The sequence below is a fragment of the Streptomyces sp. BRA346 genome (assembly GCF_052851135.1).
Map to the genome: position 1 here is coordinate 15,063 of NZ_JAIWIH010000061.1, position 13,973 is coordinate 29,035.

The window sequence follows — 13,973 nt, forward strand, 5'->3', positions numbered from 1 at the left end:
TGAGAAAGTCGGACGAGTGGAGTTCAGCCCGGAGGCTAAGGCCGCGGGATCTTTACATTCCCTTAGTCCTTGCGGCGGATGGAGCTAACTACGCGCCACCGCCGGATTCCAGGGTGGTGAGCCATTCGTCCATCAGGCGTGCGGTCTCCCGGGAATCGTCGGCGATCAGCGTCAGGTGGTCGGCGTCGATCAGGCGCGTGGTGGAGGCCGGGACCGCGGGCACCGTATCCCCGTGCCCGACCCCGGGCAGCGACTCCGCGCACCGGATGAGCAGGCTCGGCACCGAGGTCGTGTACCGCTCCGCGCCTCCGGTGGTCATCCGTATGAACCAGTACGCCATCGCCGACAGCCGGGCACTGTTCAGCTTCACCGACGGGGAGTCGATGCCGGCGAGGTAGTTGCTCTGGACCACGTCCCAGTCGACCTGCTCCCCGGCCTCGTACTGGAGGCTGAGGGTGTCGAGCATGATGACTCCCTCGGGGCGGACGCCCCAGACCTCCTCCAGCACGCCCGCGGCCCGGTAGGCGAAGGTGCCGCCGGTGGAGTAGCCGACGAGGACGAACGGCTCGCCGTCACTGGCCAGCAGCGCGCTCTCCGCGATCAGCCGGGCCGCGGTCTCGCTCGTGGCGGGCAGCGGCTCGCCCTCGGCGAAGCCGAGCAGCGGCAGCGCGGAGACGTGTCGGTCGCCGCGGAACCGGGAGGCGATCCGGGCGTACTGGTGGACGCCTCCGTTCGCGCCGGGGGCGCTGATGCAGATCAGCCGGGGCTTGCCCGGGCCCGTGGCCAGGGTCACCGGCTGCGGCAGCTCTTCGACCTCGGCGGACACCTCGCAGGACGGCCGGGTGGCGGCGACCGCCATCAGCAGCCGCATCGCCTCCAGCTGCCTGCCGGAGTTCACGGTGTCGAAGAACATGCCGACCAGCGAGTCCTGGGCGTTCTCCCGGACGGCGGTGAGCGCTCCGGGTTCGGCGGCCGCGCTCATGCCGCCCTGGTGCGCGAGCCGGTCGCGCAGCCACTGGGCGAGCCCGGCGGGCGTCCGGGTCTCGAACACCACGGAGGTCGGCACCCGCATGCCGAGCGCCTCACCGAGCTGGTTGCGCAATTCGAGCGCGATCAGCGAGTCGAAGCCCATGGTGAGGAACGCGCCCTGCGGATCGATCGCGTCCGCGTCGCGCCGGCCGAGCAGTACGGCCGATGTGCCGACCACCAAGTCCACCAGCAGTTTCTCCTGCTCGTCCGGGTCGAGGCCGCGGAGCCGGTCCCGTACGGTGGCCAGCGGCCTCGCCGTCCCGGCCGCCGTGGCCCGGGAGCTGGGGATGAGGTTGCGCAGCAGCGGGTGCACCTGCTGGAGCGCCCGCGACCGGTCCACCAGGAGCGGGACCAGCTGGGCCTCGTCGCGCGTGAGGGCCGCGTCGAAGAGGGCCAGGCCCAGCTCCGGGGTCAGCGGTGGCGTGCCGGACCGGCTCATACGCTGGATGTCGGTCTCGGTGAGGTGGCCGGTCATTGCCGTGCGGCGGCCCCAGAAGCCCCATGCCAGCGAGGTGGCGGGCAGCCCCTGGCCGCGCCGGTGGGCCGCGAGGGCGTCGAGGTAGGCGTTGCCCGCGGCGTAGCTCGCCTGGGCCTGGCTGCCCATCACTCCGGACACCGAGGAGTACAGCACGAAGGCGGACAGGTCGAGTTCGCGGGTCGCCTCGTGCAGGTGCCAGGCGGCGTCGGCCTTGGGCCTCAGTACCGTGTCCACGCGCTCGGGGGTCAGTGAGGCGATCACGCCGTCGTCGAGCACGCCGGCCGTGTGCACCACCGCGGTCAGCGGATGCCGGGCCGGCACGTCGGCCAGCAGGCGGGCTATGGCGGCGGGGTCGGTGACGTCGCAGGCGGCGACGGACACGTCAGCGCCATGAGCGGTCAGTTCGTCGCGCAGCTCTGCCGCATCCGGCGCCTCGGCGCCCCGGCGGCCGACCAGCAGCAGCCGCCGTACGCCGCGTTCGGCCACCAGGTGCCGGGCCAGTTCCCCGCCGAGGCCGCCGGTGCCGCCGGTGATGAGCACCGTGCCGTCGGGGTTCCAGGCCCGCCCCGACGGGGGCTGTGCGGGCACCCGCGTGAGCCGGGCGACCCGTGCGGTCCGTTTCCGCAGCAACCACTGCTCCTCGTCGGCGGCCAGCAGACCGGACAGCGCCCCGGCCGATATGTGCGCATCGTCAAGGTCGACCAGCAGGAAGCGGCCGGGGTTCTCCGACTGTGCGGACCGCACCAGGCCCCACACCGCCGCCGCGGCCAGGTCGGTGACGTCCTCACCGTCCGCGGCCATGGCGCCGCGGGTGACGAATACGAGCCGCGAGCGGGCGAACCTCTCCTCGGCCAGCCACTCCTGCATCAGCGCCAGCGCCCGGTGTGTGGCTTCGTGTACGGCCTCGGGGCCGGGGCCCCCCGCGACCGGGACCACGAAGCCGTTCGGCACGGGTCCGTTGTCGCCGCCCTCGCCGATCGCGTCGGCCAGGGTCTCGGCGTAGGCGGTGATGGTCTCGCCGGCCAGGGCCATCGCGTTGCCCAGGTCGTGCTGGTCGTCTCCGATGACGGCCCACCGTGCCCCGGCGAGGGGTGTGGGATCGGTCGGGGCGGGGACCCATTCGACCCGGTGGAGCGAGTGGAGCGGGTCCCGCCCGGCGGGCGTATCCGGCTGGGCCGACGGTGGCCGGAGCGTCAGCGAGTCCACCGTGATCACCGGTGTGCCCTCGACGTCGGTCGCGGCCAGCGTGACGGTGTCCGGGCCGGTGCGCACCAGCCGGGCACGCAGGACGGACGCGCCGGTGGCGTGCAGTACGGCCCCGTTCCACGAGGAGGGCAGGGCGCACTCGCCATTGTCCTCACCGGCGAACACGGCGGCGTGCAGCACCGCGTCGAGCAGCGCCGGGTGCATCCCGAAGCCCTCCGCGTCCCTTGCCTCGTCCGGCAGGACGACTTCCGCGAACGCCTCCTCGCCACGGCGCCAGACGGCCCGCAAGCCGCGGAAGGCCGGTCCGTACTCCAGGCCCGCCCGGGCGTGGCGCTCGTGGAGCCCGTCGAGGTCGACCGGGGTCGACTCGGGCGGTGGCCAGACCGTCGCGTCGAACTCCGCGGCCGGGGCTCGGGAGGCATCGGAGGTGAGCACGCCGGTCGCGTACAGGTGCCAGTCCCCGCTCGCGGCGTCGGCGGGCCGTGCGTAGAGCCGGATGTCCCGGTGGCCCCTCTCGTCGGGCTCGCCCACCTGTGCTTGGACCTGGGTCGCGCCCTGCGCGGGGAGCATCAGCGGCGTGGTGATGGTGAGCTGCTCGACACGGTCGCAGCCGGCCTGGTCGCCGGCGCGGATGGCCAGTTCCAGGAATCCGGTACCGGGGAAGTACGCCGAGCCGCCGGACCGGGGCTCGGTCAGCCAGGGGTGGGTGGCGTGGGAGAGGGTCCCGGTCAGCACGATGTCGTCCGAGCCCGCCACGTTCACCGTCGCGCCGATCAGCGGATGGTCGGTCGGGGCGAGGCCCACGCCGGACAGGTCCGCCGGGACGGTCGAGCCCGACGGCCAGAACCGCTCGCGCTGGAAGGCGTACGTCGGCAGGTCCACCCGCCGGGCGCCGGTGCCCGCGAAGAACGCCTGCCAGTCCACGGGCACGCCCCTCACGTGGAGCCGCGCGAGCGCGGTGACCACCGCCGTCTCCTCCGGGCGGTCCGCGCGCAGCACGGCCACGGCCACGGCCGCCTCCGGCGCCGACTCCTGGACCATGGCCGACAGCACGCCGTCCGGGCCCAGTTCGAGGAACGTTCGCACGTCCGCATCGGCCAGTGTCCGGACGCCGTCGGCGAACCGTACGGTCTCGCGGACGTGACGCACCCAGTAGTCGGGCGAGCCCAGCTCACCGGCCGTGGCGAGCCGCCCGGTCAGGTTCGAGACGACCGGGATGCGCGGTTCGTGGAAGGTGAGCCCGACGATTGCCGCACGGAACTCGTCCAGCATCGGGTCCATCAGCGGCGAGTGGAACGCGTGGCTGACCGCCAGCCCGCTCGTCCGGCGGTCCTCGAACCGTGCGACGACCTCCTCGACCGCCGCCCGCTCTCCGGACAGCACCACCGACGACGGCCCGTTCACCGCCGCGACCGACACCCGGTCGGACAGCAGCGGCCGCACCTCGTCCTCGGTCGCCTCGACCGCCACCATCGCCCCGCCACCGGGCAGGGCCTGCATCAGCCGGGCCCTCGCCGACACCAGCGCGCAGGCGTCGGCGAGGGACAGCACTCCCGCGACGTGAGCGGCGGCGATCTCACCGACCGAGTGGCCGGCCACGAACTTCGGCGCGATGCCCAGGGATTCGGCCAGCCGGAACAGCGCCACCTCGACGGCGAACAGGGCGGGCTGAGCGGCCCCGGTCCGGTTCAGCGCCTCGGCGTCCTCGCCCCACATCACCTCGCGCAGCGCGGGATCGAGCTCGGCCAGCACCGCGTCCAGGGCCTGCGCGAACACCGGGAACCGGCCGTACAGCTCCCGTCCCATGCCGAGCCGCTGCGCGCCCTGACCGGAGAACAGCACCGCCGGCGCGCCCTGGCCGGCCACGCCCCGGGCGGCCTCGGCCACTCCGTCCTCGGAGGCCAGCAGCACCGCCCGGTGGTCGAACACCGACCGTTCCGTGGCGAGCGAGAACCCGATGTCCAGCGGAGCGCGTTCCGCGGTCCCGGCCGTGAGGGAGCGCACCCGGTCCACCTGGGCTTCGAGGGCCGTCTCGCTCTTGGCCGACACCACCCACGGCACGACGCCGGGCGTGACGGTGGGCGGTTCGGCATCCTCCGCCGGCTCCCGCGGGGCCTGTTCGAGGATCACGTGCGCGTTGGTGCCGCTGATGCCGAACGAGGACACCCCGGCGCGGCGGGGGCGCCCCGCCTCCGGCCATGCGGCGTTCTCGGTCAGCAGCTCAACGGCCCCCGCCGACCAGTCCACGTGTGACGACGGCTCGTCCACGTGCAGCGTCCGTGGCAGCACGCCGTGGCGCATCGCCATGACCGTTTTGATCAGCCCGGCCGCGCCGGCGGCGGCCTGGGTGTGGCCGATGTTGGACTTCACCGTGCCCAGCAGCAGCGGGCGCGTCCGGTCCTGGCCGTAGGTCGCCAGCAGGGCCTGCGCCTCGATCGGGTCGCCGAGGGTGGTGCCGGTGCCGTGCGCCTCCACCGCGTCCACGTCCGCCGGGGAGAGCCCGGCACTGGCGAGGGCCTGCCGGATCACGCGCTGCTGGGAGGGGCCGTTGGGCGCCGTCAGTCCGTTGGACGCGCCGTCCTGGTTGAGCGCGCTGCCCCGCACGACCGCGAGGACGGGATGGCCGGCCCGCCGCGCGTCGGACAGCCGCTCCACGACCAGCACGCCGACCCCCTCGGACCAGCCGGTGCCATCGGCGGAGTCCCCGAACGCCTTGCACCGCCCGTCCGGGGCGAGCCCGCCATGGTGCTTGAACCCCGCGAAGCTGGCCGAGGTGGTCATGACCGTCACGCCACCGGCCAGCGCCAGCGAGCACTCACCGCCCCGCAGAGCCTGGGCCGCCATGTGCAGCGACACCAGCGACGACGAGCAGGCCGTGTCGACGGTGACCGCCGGTCCTTCCAGGCCGAAGGCGTAGGACACCCGACCCGACATCACGCTGGGGCCGAGCATGACGCCCCGGCCCTCCATGTCCCGGGCGCGGGCGATCACATGCATGTAGTCCACGCCGTTGCTGCCGACGAACACGCCGGTCCTGCTGCCCCGCAGTCCGACGGGGTCGATGCCGGACCGCTCGATCGCCTCCCACGCGGTCTCCAGCAGCAGCCGCTGCTGCGGGTCCATGCCCAGTGCCTCACGCGGCGAGATGCCGAAGAACTCCGGGTCGAAGTCGGCGGCGTCGTAGAGGAATCCGCCCTCGCCCTGAAGGTCCCAGCCGCGGTCGGTGGGGAAGTCCGAGATGGCGTCGCGGCCGGAGGAGACCAGGTCCCACAGCTGATCGGGCGAGTCGACGCCGCCGGGGAAGCGGCAGGCCATGCCGACGATCACGACCGGGTCGTCGGCGCCGTCGGGGACACCGGCGGGTGCCACGACGAGCGCCGCTTCGTCACCCTCGGTCCCGTGGCCCATCAGTTCGGCCGCGAGGTGCTCGGCCAGTGCCTGGGGCCTCGGGTAGTCGAAGAGCAGGCTCGCGGGCAGCGCGAGGCCGGTGGCGCGGGCCAGTTGGTTGCGCAGCTCCATCGAGGTCAGCGAGTCGAAGCCGTGGTCCTGGAAGACCCGCTCCACGCTGATGGCGTCCGGGCCGGCGTGCCCGAGGACCCCGGCCGCGTGCGTCCGGATCAGGTCCAGCAGGAGCGTCGTACGCTCGGACTCCGGCGCCGCGTACAGCTGCCGCCGCAGGTCGGAGGCCGCCGACTCGCTCTCGCGCCGGACGTCACGGGCCGACCGCCGCGCTTCGCGGGCGGCGGGCAGCGCGCTCAGCGACGCGCTGGGCCGCAGGCTGAACAGCGCCTCCAGTACGTCCTGCTGCCCCAGGTCGGCGACCACCGTGACCGGGTCGGGTGCGGCGACCAGTTCGGCCAGCACGCCGAGAGCCAGCCCGGGTTGCAGCACCGTGGTGCCGGTCTCGTGCAGCACCTCCTCGATGCCGGCGGCCATCCCGCCGCCCTCCCAGGCGCCCCAGGCGATGGAGGTCGCGGGCAGGCCCTGCGCCCGGCGCTGCTGGGCCAGCGCGTCGAGCACCGTGTTGGCCGCGGCGTAGTTCGCCTGGCCCGGGTTGCCGACGGCACCGGCCACCGAGGAGAACAGGGCGAATACGGACAGGTCCCGGTCGCGGGTGAGTTCGTCGAGCAGCATGGCCGGGGAGACCTTCGCCCGGAACACCGTGCCGAAGCGCTGCGGGGTCAGCCCGTTGAGCACGGCGTCGTCCAGTACGCCGGCGGCGTGCACGACCCCGGTCAGCGGGAATTCCTCGGGGATGGCCGCCAGGGCGGCCTCCAGCTCGGCGCGGTTCGCGGTGTCGCAGGCGGCGATGGTGACGCGCGCGCCGAGCGCGGTCAGTTCCGCCTCCAGGTCAGCCGCGCCCGGCGACTGGGGACCGCGGCGGCTGAGCAGCAGCAGGTGTTCCGCGCCGTGCTCGGCCAGCCAGCGGGCCAGGTGCGCACCGAGCGCGCCGGTGCCGCCGGTGATGAGTACCGTGCCGGCGGGCTGCCAGGTCGGCGCCGCGTCGTGGGAGGGGGCGGGCAGCAGCCGCCTGCCGAACACGCCGGAGGCGCGGATGGCGACCTGGTCCTCGTCGCCGGGCCCGCCGAGGATGCCGATGAGCCGCCGGAGCGTACGGTCGTCCGGCTCCGGCGGCAGGTCGATCACGCCGCCCCAGCGGTCCGGGTACTCCAGGGCGGCGACCCGGCCGAGTCCCCAGAGCGCGGCCTGCCGCGGGCTGGTGACGGGGTCGTTCTCGTCCACCGACACGGCGCCGCGGGTCAGCGCCCAGACCCGGCTGTGGATCCCGGCGTCGTCGAGGGCCTGCACGAGTACGGCGGTGTCGACCAGACCCACCGGCACGCTCGACCAGCGGCGTGCCTCGTTCGCCGCAAGCAGCGAGACCACTCCGGCGATCCTCGTGCCGCCCGCCTTCAACTCGCCCAGCTTCTGGGCGAGTTCGGAACGGTCTGGCCGCTTCTCCATTGTCACCGGGACCACGTCCGGGCCGAGCCCGTCGAGCACCGACCGCACCCACGGGGTGTCGGTTTCCGACCCGTCGTGGGGCAGCGCCACCAGCCATACGCCCGGCAGGGCGGCCGCGGACGCGCCGCGCAGCGGCTGCCAGCTCTCCCGGAACCGCAGCGAGTCGGCGAGCGAACGGGCCCGTCGCTTGGCGCGCCAGGCCGACAGCGCGGGCACCACGCCGCCCAGCGCGTCGGTGTCGATGTCCAGGCGGGCCGCCAGGGACGGCAGGTCCTCGCGCTCCACCGCGGCCCAGAACTCGGCATCCGCCCCGTCCGCCGCACCGGAGAGCGGGACGGGCCCGGCCGCCTCCGGCCAGTACCGCTCGCGCTGGAAGGCGTACGTCGGAAGGTCGGTCCGGTGGGCGCCGGTGCCCGCGAAGAACGCCCGCCAGTCCACACCGGCCCCGGCCACGTGCAGCCTGGCCAGGCCGGTGACGGCCGCTGATTCCTCGTCGCGGTCCTTGCGCAGCAGGGGAACGACGGCGATGCGCTCCGGCACGGACTCGCGCATCAGCGGCGCGAGCACCCCGTCCGGGCCAAGTTCGAGCAGCACACCGGCACCGGCGGCGGCCAGGGCCCGTACGCCGTCGGCGAACCGTACGGTCTCGCGGACGTGCCGCACCCAGTAGTCGGGCGAGCGCAGCTCGTCGGGTGTGGCGAGCGCGCCGGTCAGGTTGGAGACGATGTCGATCCCGGGCTGGTGGAAGGTCAGGCGCGCGACGACGGAGCGGAACTCCTCCAGCATCGGGTCCATCAGCGGCGAGTGGAAGGCGTGGCTGACCGCCAGCCTGCTGGTGCGGCGCCCCGTCAGATGGGCGGTCACCTCGGCGACGGCGTCCTCCTCACCGGAGACGACCAGCGACGAGGGACCGTTGACGGCCGCGATGGACACCTGGTCGGTGAGCAGCGGCCGGACCTCGTCCTCGGTGGCCTCGACCGCCACCATGGCGCCGCCGGCGGGCAGAGCCTGCATCAGCCGGGCGCGGGCCGCGACCAAGCGGCAGGCGTCGGGGAGGGACAGTACGCCCGCGACGTGTGCGGCCGCCACTTCGCCGATCGAGTGCCCGGCGACGAACCGCGGGCGCACTCCCAGCGATTCGACCAGGCGGAACAGCGCCACGTCGACCGCGAAGAGGGCGGGCTGGGCGTGGCCGGTCCGGTCCAGCAGGTCCGCGTCCTCGCCCCAGATCACGTCGCGAAGCCGTTCCGGCCGCGGCTCTGTGGGGCTTTCCGACGCCGTGGACGGGGGCGGGGAGAACTCCGCGAGCACGGCATCCAACGCCTCCGCGAAGGCCGGGAAGCGGTCGTAGAGGCCGCGTCCCATGCCGAGCCGCTGTGCGCCCTGCCCGGAGAAGACGACGGCCACCGGCGCTTCCCCGGCCTCGCCCCGGGCGACTTCGAGGAGCCCCTCGTCGGAGGCCAGCAGCACGGCGCGGTGCTCGAACGCCGACCGGGCGGTGGCGAGGGAGAAACCGACGTCGAGCGGCGAGCACTTCGGGTTCTGTGCCGCGAACCGCTTCACGCTCTCCACCTGCGCGGCCAGCGCGGCCTCGGTCCTGCCCGCGACGGGCCAGGGCACCGCGCCGGGCACCGGAGCGAGGCCCCCGGCGGCCTCCGGTTCGTCAGGCGTGTGCTGTTCCAGGATGACGTGGGCGTTGGTGCCGCTGATCCCGAACGAGGACACTCCCGCCCGGCGTGGGCGGTCGGTCCGGGGCCAGTCGGTGTCGGCGGTGAGCAGTTCGGCCGCGCCCTCGGTCCAGTCCACGTGGGACGAGGGGGTGTCGACGTGCAGCGTGCGCGGCAGCACTCCGTGCCGCATGGCCATGACCGTCTTGATGAGTCCGGCTGCGCCCGCCGCGGCCTGCGTGTGTCCGAGGTTCGACTTCACCGAGCCCAGGTACAGCGGCTGCGCCCGGTCCTGCCCGTACGTCGCGAGCAGGGCCTGGGCCTCGATCGGGTCGCCGAGGGTGGTGCCGGTGCCGTGCGCCTCCACCGCGTCCACGTCCGCCGGGGAGAGCCCGGCACTGGCGAGGGCCTGACGTATCACCCGCTGTTGGGAGGGGCCGTTGGGCGCGGTGAGACCGTTGGACGCGCCGTCCTGGTTGACGGCGGAGCCCCGTACCACGGCGAGGATCTCGTGCCCGTTGCGTATCGCGTCGGACAGCCGTTCCACCATGAGCACGCCGACGCCCTCGGACCAGCTGGTGCCGTCCGCGGCATCGGCGAAGGGCTTGCAGCGGCCGTCGGGCGCCAGCCCGCCCTGGATGCTGAACCCGGCGAAGCTGGCGGGGGTCGCCATCACGGTGACCCCTCCCGCAAGCGCCAGGGAACACTCCCCGCTGCGCAGCGCGTGCGCGGCCAGGTGCAGCGACACCAGCGACGACGAGCACGCCGTGTCCACGGTGACGGCGGGGCCCACGAGGCCGAACACATAGGAAAGCCGCCCGGAGATCACACTCGCCGCGAGCCCGGTCCCCCCGTGGCCGTCCATGTTCTCCCGCGCCTCGGCCACCAGCCGGACGTAGTCCTGGCCGTTGGTCCCGACGAACACGCCGGTCTGGCTGCCGCGCAGCGAGAGCGGGTCGATCCCGGTGCGTTCGATCGCCTCCCAGGACACTTCGAGCAGCAGCCGCTGCTGCGGATCCATGGCCAGCGCCTCGCGCGGGCTGATCCCGAAGAAGCCCGCATCGAAATCGGCCGCGTCGTGGAGGAATCCGCCTTCGCCGGTGACGCTGCGGCCGCGGCCGTCCCCGCCGAGCACCGCGGCATCCCAGCCGCGATCGGTCGGGAAGCCGGAGATCGCGTCATCGCCCGAGGCCACCAGGTCCCACAGCTGCTCCGGCGAGCGCACCCCGCCGGGGAAACGGCACGCCATGCCGACGATCGCCACCGGCTCGTGCCGGCCGGACTCGGCCTCCTCAAGCCGCCGCCGCGTCTGGTGCAGATCCGCGGTGACCCACTTCAGGTATTCGACGAGCTTCTCTTCGTCCGCCATGGTCAAGGCGCCTTTCCGCTTCCGCTTGAGTGATCGGCCGGGGGCCGGGGGTCAGTGGTCCGTCGGCCGACCGAGCTCACTGTCGATGAAGGCGAGGACTTCGTCGGCACTCGCCGCCTCGATCCGCTGCTGTACGTCCTGTTCGCCGGTCTCGGTGCCGGGGCCGGTACCGGTGCCGGTCACCCGCGCGAGCATCTTCCGCAGCCGCGCCGCGGCCGCGGCCCTGGCGGCCTCGCCGAGGTCTTCCGCCGACAGCGCTGCCGACAGTGCCGATTCCAGCCGGTCGAGTTCGGCGGGCAGGGCGGGGCCCGCGTCCGCCCGGCCGGGCTCGCCGAGGCGGGTGGCCAGGAAGTCGGCGACGGCGGCCGGTGTCGGATAGTCGAAGATCAGGGTCGCGGTCATCCGCAGCCCCGTCGTGGCGGTGAGCCGGTTGCGCAGCTCGAGCGCGGTGAGCGAGTCGAACCCGAGACGATCGAACTCCCGTCCGGCGTCTACCTGGTCCGGCGAACCGTGCCCCAGTACGGCCGCGGCCTCGCCCCGTACCAGATCGGTGAGAAGGCGCACCCGCTCGTGCTCGCGGGTGTCCGCCAGTCGCGCCGCCAGGTCGGCAGCCCGGTTGTCGGCGGCGGCGGTCCGGCGACCGGCGCGGACCAGGCCGCGCAGGATCGGGGGCACGGCGCCGGCGAACATCGTCGTGCTGGGACCGGCCTTGCCCGCCGTACGCATCACGATCAGGTTCGCCTCGTCGCGGCCGGTGGCGGCGTCGAAGAGGGCGAGGCCCTGCTCCAGGGTCAGCGGCGGCGTCCCGGACCGTTTCATGCGCTCGATGTGGGCGTCGCCCAGCCCGCTGGTCATACCGGTGCCCTGTGCCCAGGGGCCCCACGCCAGCGATGTCGCGGCCAGCCCCGCACGCCTGCGGTGCTGGGCCAGCGCGTCGAGGAAGGCGTTGGCGGCGGCGTAGTTCGCCTGCCCGGGGCTGCCCATGACGCCCGCCACCGAGGAGTAGACGACGAACGCCGCGAGGTCCGCCGTCCGCGTCGCCTCGTGCAGATGCCACGCGGCGTCGACCTTGGGCCGCAGCACCGTGTCCACCCGCTCCGGGGTCAGCGCGTCGAGCACTCCGTCGTCGAGCACACCGGCCGTGTGCACCACCGCGGTCAGCGGGTGCGCGGCCGGGACCGCGCCCAGGAGTTCCCGTACGGCGACGGGGTCGGCGAAGTCGCAGGCTGCGAGGGACACCTCCGCGCCGTGGGCGGTCAGCTCCTCGCGCAGCTCTGCGGCGCCCGGCGCCTCGGCGCCCCGGCGGCTCGCCAGCACCAGGTGCCGGGCCCCACGCTCGGTCACCAGGTGCCGGGCCAGTTCGCGGCCCAGGCCGCCGGTGCCACCGGTGATCAGCACCGTGCCCTCCGGCCCCCAGGGGGAGCCGTTGCGGGCGGGCGCGGACGGTTCGGGCGCGTGCATCATGCGCGCGACCCGAACGGTCCCTTCCCGCACCATGAACTGCTCCTCGTCCGTATCCGGCAGGCTCGGCAGCACGGCCGCGGAGGCGGCCGAGCCGTCGAGATCGGCGAGCAGGAACCGGCCGGGGTTCTCCATCTGCGCGGACCGCACCAGGCCCCATACCGCCGCGGCGGCCAGGTCGGTGACGTCCCCGCCCTCCGGCGCGACCGCTCCCCTGGTGACGAACACCAGGCGGGTGCGGGCCAGCCGGTCGTCGGCCAGGCACTCCTGCATCAGCGCCAGCACCCGATGCGTCACCTCGTGCACCGTCTCCGGGCCGCCATCCATAGGGCCCGCGACGGGTACCGCGAGGATCCGCGGTGCCACCGCGCCGCCACGATCGCGCACTTCGGCTAGGGACTTCACTGGTGTTGCGTCCTGACCGAGCGCGTCGGCCAGCCCGAGCTCGTCGGCCCCGAGGACGAACCAGGCGGAGTCGTCGGCGACTGTCCCGGGCTCCGGCCGTTCCACCCACTCAAGATGGAACAGGGACTTCCGGTGGTCCGGGCCGGCCGGTGCGTCCGGCCGGGCCGCCGGAGGCCGCAGCACCACCGAGTCCGCCGAGAGGACCGGCGCGCCCTGCGCGTCGGACGCGGCCAGGACGAGCCCGTCCGCTTCGCGGGTCAGCCGGGCCCGCAGCACCCGCGCGGACGCGGCGTGCAGCGACACCCCGCGCCACTCGGCCGGGAGCAGCCGTTCGCCGTCCTCCTCGCCGCCGGTGAACACCGCCGCGTGCAGCACGGAGTCCAGCAGTGCCGGGTGCAGGCCGAAGCCGTCGGCGTCGCGCACCTCGTCGGGCAGCGCGACCTCGGCATAGAGGTCCTTGCCGCGCCGCCAGACCCCCCGCAGGCCCTGGAACGCGGGCCCGTAGACCAGGCCCGCGTCGGCGAAGCGCTCGTAGAGGTCGTCCAGCCCGATCCCGGTCGCACCGGCCGGCGGCCACTGTGCCGCGTCGAAGCCGACCCCCCGCTCCCCCGGTTCGAGCCACCCGTGGGCGTGCGGCGTCCACGCGGCGTCGGGGTCGTCGGTGGGGCGCGCGTGGAACCACAGCTCCCGGCGCCCGGCGTCGTCGGGTTCGCCGATCCGCGCCTGGATCCGCACCGCGCCCCGCTCCGGCACCACCAGCGGTTCGGTCAGGGTCAGTTCCGCCACCCGCTCGCACTCGACCTGGTCGCCCGCGCGGATCGCGGCCTCCAGGAAGGCCGCGCCCGGCAGGATGACCGCACCGTCGACGGTGTACTCGGCGAGCCAGGGGTGCAGGGCGAGCGACAGGGTGCCGGTGAGGACCAGTTCCGCCGAGCCCGCGACGGCCATCACGGCGCCGAGCATGGGGTGTTCCGTCGGGGCCAGGCCGAGGCCGGCCGCGTCCGCGGAGCGCAGCGACGCCGTCGGCCAGAACCGCTCGCGCTGGAACGCGTACGTCGGCAGGTCGGTCCGGCGCGCACCGGTGCCCGCGTAGAACACCCGCCAGTCCACGTCCACCCCGGCCACGTGCAGGCACGCGAGGGCGGTCAGGGCTGCGGTCTCCTCGTCCCGGTCCTTGCGCAGGGCCGGGACGACCGTGGTCCCGTCGGCCACCGACTCGCGGATCATCGGCGAGAGCACGCCGTCGGGCCCGAGTTCGAGGAAGGTCTTCACACCGCTCTCGGAGAGGGTCCGTACCCCGTCGGCGAACCGTACGGTCTCGCGGACATGCCGTACCCAGTACTCCGGTGAGCACAGCTCACCAGCCGTCGCGAGCGCACCGGTCAGGTTCGAC

The 13,973-nt window shown here is 74.2% G+C and carries 2 protein-coding genes; both read right to left on the reverse strand.

The features are described 5' to 3' along the window. Window positions 1–88: 88 nt before the first annotated feature. Window positions 89–10,714, reverse strand: coding sequence for a type I polyketide synthase (locus tag LCH29_RS40975; RefSeq protein WP_446466766.1), 10,626 nt, complete (start codon window positions 10,712–10,714; stop codon window positions 89–91). 51 nt (window positions 10,715–10,765) lie between these two features. Continuing rightward, window positions 10,766–13,973: SDR family NAD(P)-dependent oxidoreductase (locus tag LCH29_RS40980; protein WP_446466767.1), on the reverse strand; the 3,208-nt coding region annotated here is incomplete at its 5' end.

Coding starts and splice junctions, on each gene's coding strand:
- LCH29_RS40975 (WP_446466766.1), bottom strand. CDS start 10,714: ATGGCGGACGAAGAGAAGCTCGTCGAATACCTGAAGTGGGTCACCGCG.